The 4,366-nt window shown below is 70.5% G+C and carries 6 protein-coding genes; all 6 read left to right on the plus strand.

Going from position 1 to position 4,366, the window contains the following annotated elements; all coding sequences use genetic code 11:
- Positions 1–234 (plus strand): PucC family protein (locus FV223_RS21025; protein ID WP_147728827.1); only part of this gene is annotated, 234 nt, incomplete at its 5' end.
- A 136-nt stretch (positions 235–370) separates the two neighbouring features.
- On the plus strand, positions 371–1,555 hold the full coding sequence (locus FV223_RS21030; RefSeq protein ID WP_147728828.1) for a geranylgeranyl diphosphate reductase: 1,185 nt from the start codon (positions 371–373) through the stop codon (positions 1,553–1,555).
- Positions 1,556–1,566: 11 nt separating this feature from the next.
- Positions 1,567–2,034: a TspO/MBR family protein gene (locus FV223_RS21035; RefSeq protein ID WP_147728829.1), complete on the plus strand. Its 468-nt coding sequence runs from the start codon at positions 1,567–1,569 to the stop codon at positions 2,032–2,034.
- Positions 2,034–2,390, plus strand: a complete 357-nt coding sequence (locus tag FV223_RS21040) for a hypothetical protein (RefSeq protein WP_147728830.1) — start codon at positions 2,034–2,036, stop codon at positions 2,388–2,390. Before FV223_RS21035 ends, FV223_RS21040 begins: the two co-directional genes overlap by 1 nt.
- 42 nt (positions 2,391–2,432) lie before the next feature.
- Entirely contained in the window at positions 2,433–4,022 is a 1,590-nt protein-coding gene (locus tag FV223_RS21045; protein WP_147728831.1) for a c-type cytochrome, read from the plus strand.
- A 123-nt stretch (positions 4,023–4,145) separates the two neighbouring features.
- Positions 4,146–4,366, plus strand: a 221-nt coding sequence (locus FV223_RS21050) for an FAD-dependent oxidoreductase (RefSeq protein WP_187276195.1), incomplete at its 3' end; no start/stop codon positions are given.

A 4,366-nucleotide genomic window follows, 5' to 3' on the forward strand; every position in this document is an offset into this window, starting at 1 on the left:
GCGCAGGGCGTGGCCTTCGGCGCCGGCGGCTTCCTCGGCACCGTCGCGGTCGACCTCGCCCGCCTCGTCACCCCGGAAGCCGTCCACGCCTACGCCGCCGTCTTCCTGGCGGAGGCGCTGCTGTTCGTGCTCGCCACCCTGATCGCGCTGCGGATCGAGCATGCGGGCGCCACCCGCGTGCCGCGCGCGCAACGCCGGGCGGCGCTCGATCTCCGGTTCGAGCCGCGGTTCTAGGGCGTTTTCAGGCGAGGTGGATGCCGGCTCGCGTGAAGGACATCCGACCCGACGACGAGAGAGCGTTTTTTTGATCCGGCGATCTGGGAAGACGCTCCAAGCGCCGCCCGCCGAAACCAGCGCCAGGGAGCACAGCATGTCCGAAGCCCCCGAATTCTTCGATTGCGTCGTGGTCGGCGGCGGTCCCGCCGGCGCGACGGCGGCGACCGACCTGGCGCGGATGGGCCGCAGCGTGCTGCTCCTCGACAAGCCGGGGCGGATCAAGCCCTGCGGCGGCGCGATCCCCCCGCGGGCGATCCGCGATTTCGCCATCCCCGACGCGCAGATCGTCGCCCGCATCAAGCTCGCGCGGATGATCGCGCCCTCCGACACGGCCGTCGACATGCCGGTCGGCGACGGCTTCGTCGGCATGGTCGACCGCGAGCATTTCGATCCGTGGTTGCGCGACCGGGCCTCGCTCGCCGGCGCCGACCACCGCCCCGGCACCTACGAACGCATCGTCCGCGACGGTGCCGGCACCACGGTGCATTACCGCGTCGGCGACGCGGCGCGCACGGTGCGGACCAAGCTGGTGATCGGTGCCGACGGGGCCTCGTCCCCGGTCGGCCGGGCCGAGATCCCGGGCCATGCCGGGATGCGCCAGGTCTTCGCCTACCACGAGATCGTCCGGCCGCCGGCCGACGGCAGCGGAGCCTACGCGGCCACGCGCTGCGACGTGTTTTACCAGGGCAAGCACTCGCCCGATTTCTACGCCTGGATCTTCCCGCACGGCGAGACGATCAGCATCGGCACCGGCTCGGCGCGGAAGGGCTTCTCGCTCCGCACCGCGATCCGCAACCTGCGCGAGTCGACGGGGCTGGCGGCGGGCGAGACGGTCCGCCGCGAGGGTGCGCCGCTGCCGCTCAAGCCGCTGAGGAAGTGGGACAACGGCCGCGACGTCCTGCTCACGGGGGATGCCGCCGGCATCGTCGCGCCCGCATCCGGCGAGGGCATCTACTACGCGATGCTCGGCGGCCGGCTCGCCGCCGACGCGGCCGACGCGTTCCTCAGGACGGGCGATGCCCGTGCCCTCGCCCAGGCCCGCCGTCGCTTCATGAAGCTGCACGGGCGGGTGTTCCTGATCCTGCGGATCATGCAGGCGGTCTGGTACCGCAACGACGCCCTGCGCGAGCGCTTCGTCTCGATCTGCCGCGACAAGGACGTGCAGCAGCTCACCTGGGAAAGCTACATGAACAAGGAGCTGGTGCGGAAGAAGCCGATGGCGCACGTGAAGATCTTCTTCAAGGACATGGCGCACCTGTTCCGCTGGGTCTCGCCTTGAGCGAGGTCTGGATGCCGGCGGCGATCGCCACCCTGTCCGCGCTCGTGGTGGCCCTGGCCGGCGGCGTGCTGACCACCACCGGCCCGTGGTACCGCGCCCTGCGCAACCCGGCCTGGAAGCCGCCAGACTGGGCGTTCGGCCCGGTCTGGGCGACGATCTTCGCGCTCTGCGTCGTCTCCGCCGTGATCGCCTGGAGCGAGGCCGACGAGCCGCAGCGCGTCGTGCTGCTCGCGGCCTACGCCGTGAATGCCGTGCTCAACATCGCCTGGAGCGCGCTGTTCTTCCGCGCCGAGCGGCCGGACTGGGCGTTCTTCGAGCTCGTCCTGCTCTGGCTCTCGGTGGCGGCGCTGATCGCCGTCACGCTGCCGGTCTCGGGCGTCGCGGCGGTGCTGCTGGCGCCCTACCTCCTCTGGGTGACGATCGCCGGGTTCCTCAACCGTGCCATCGTGCGGCTCAACGGCCCGTTCGGAGCCGCGTGATGGCGGAGTGGTTCGCGACCGGCCGGATCGTCGACGCGATCCTCGTGCTCGTCGCCGCAGAGGCCGCGATGCTGCTCGCGTTCCGGCGGCGGACGGGGCGCGGGCCGGCGCCGGTGCCGCTCCTGTGCAACCTCGTCTCCGGGGCGGCGCTGATGCTGGCCGTGCGTGCGGCCCTGGTCCAGTCGCCCTGGCCGGTCGTCGCCGGCTGGATGCTGGTCTCGCTCGGCGCCCATCTCGGGGACCTCGTGCCGCGCCTGCGCAACCCGGCCGGCCTGACGCTTGGTCGCACCGGCGCCCCTGGCGTGCCAGGAACTTCCGACGCAGCGGCCGCGTTCAACGCGCGGCCGCGAAGCTGAATTATTATGCTTCTCACCTGCCACAATCGGAGATTAGGCATCATGCGTGGCTTCCTCGCTCTGGCCGCGACCTCCGGTTTTCTGCTGGGTTCCAGCCTGCCGATCGCGGCCTTCGCGCAGGAGGCTGCCGGGGGCGCGAGCCAGGATCTGGTGAAGCGCGGCGAGTACCTCGTCACCGCCGGCGATTGCGTCGCCTGCCATACCGGCCCGAGCGGCAAGCGGCTGGCCGGCAACTACGTCCTCAACACGCCGATCGGAAAGATCCGCACCCCCAACCTGACGCCCGACGACGAGACCGGCCTCGGCAAGTGGACGGAAGCGGACTTCGTCAAGGCGATGCACGAGGGCATCGACAACGAGGGGCACTACCTCTACCCGGCCTTCCCCTTCGCCTGGTACACCAAGGTGACGACGGACGACGTCAAGGCGATCTGGGCCTACCTGCGCTCCCTCGAGCCGGTGAAGGAGCCGCGCAAGGACAGCGAGATCCCGTTCCCGTTCAACATCCGCACCGCCCTGATCACCTGGCGCACCGCCTTCTTCACGCCGGGCGAGTGGAAGCCCGATCCGAACGCCACCGCCGAGGTCAACCGTGGCGGCTACCTCGTCGAGGGGCTCGGCCACTGCGGCATGTGCCACAACGAGAATAAGATCGTCGGCAACAGCAGCCTCGCGGGCAAGCTCGGCGGTGGCGTGATCGACGGCTGGTACGCCCCGAACATCACCCCCGACGGCCACCAGGGCATCGGCGCCTGGACCGAGGAGCAGGTGGTGACCTACCTCAAGACCGGCACCGCCCCGGGCGACAAGCCCGGCGTCGCCGCCGGCCCGATGCGCCAGACCATCGAGGAATCGCTCTCGAAGATGACGGACGCCGACCTCAAGGCGATGGTCGCGTATCTCCGGACCTACCAGGCCAAGCAGACCTACAAGTCCAAGGACCTGCAGGCCTACGACACCACCGGCGCGCCGGGCGCGGGCGTCTACCTCAGCTACTGCTCGTCCTGCCACCAGCCCGACGGCAAGGGCGTCGAGGGTGCGATCCCGGCGCTCGCCGGCAACACCTCGGTCCAGTCGGCCGGCCCGGAGACGGTGCTGCGCGTGATCTACGGCGGGCTCGGCGCGCAGAGCGGCTACGCGCCGATGACCGCGATCGGCCAGGGCATGACCGACCAGCAGGTCGCCGACGTCACCGATTACATCCGCAACTCCTGGGGCAACAGCGCTCCCGTCCTGAAGTCCGGCGTCGCCGCCGACGCGCGTAAGGCGACGAGCACCATGCTCGCCGGCAATGCGCCCTGCGCCGAGATCGAGCAGCCGGACGTGGCCAAGGCCGTGGCCGACGCCGGTGCCGCGGAACAGCTGAAGGGTCTCAAGCAGGAGGACTTCATCCCGCGCATCAATGCGCTCCTGCCGAAGATCAAGTCGGCGCTGCCCGCGGGACGGGACGACGACATCGTCAACGGCCTGACCACGGCATTCTGCAAGGCCGCCAAGCCGGAGACCGACGACGTGAAGCTGCCCTGGCACGCGACGATCGGCAGCTTCAGCAACCTCGTCTACAGCCAGCTCAAGCACCCCGAGCGGCAGGCCAGCACGATGCCGGCCCCGGCGATGCCGAAGCCGAACTGAGCTACGGGCAACCGGTCGCGGGCGGCCTGACGAACCAGCGCGCGATTGGCGCGTTGGCCGGCCGCGCCGACGAGGGGATGTCGCGGTGTCGCTCGATTCCGCAATCCCGGTCTTTTCAAAACCATGACGCATCAGACCTGTGACGTGGCCGTCATCGGGGCCGGCACGGCGGGGATCGCCGCGTTCCGTGCCGCCGAGGCGGCGGGCGCCGACGCCGTGCTGATCGAGCGCGGCCCCGGCGGCACCACCTGCGCACGCGTCGGCTGCATGCCTTCGAAGCTGCTCGTCGCGTGCCAGGGCAGCTTCACGTCGTCGGTCTCCGGCTTGGCGGCCTTGCAGAATGC

The sequence above is a fragment of the Methylobacterium sp. WL116 genome (assembly GCF_008039455.1).
Lineage (GTDB): Bacteria > Pseudomonadota > Alphaproteobacteria > Rhizobiales > Beijerinckiaceae > Methylobacterium.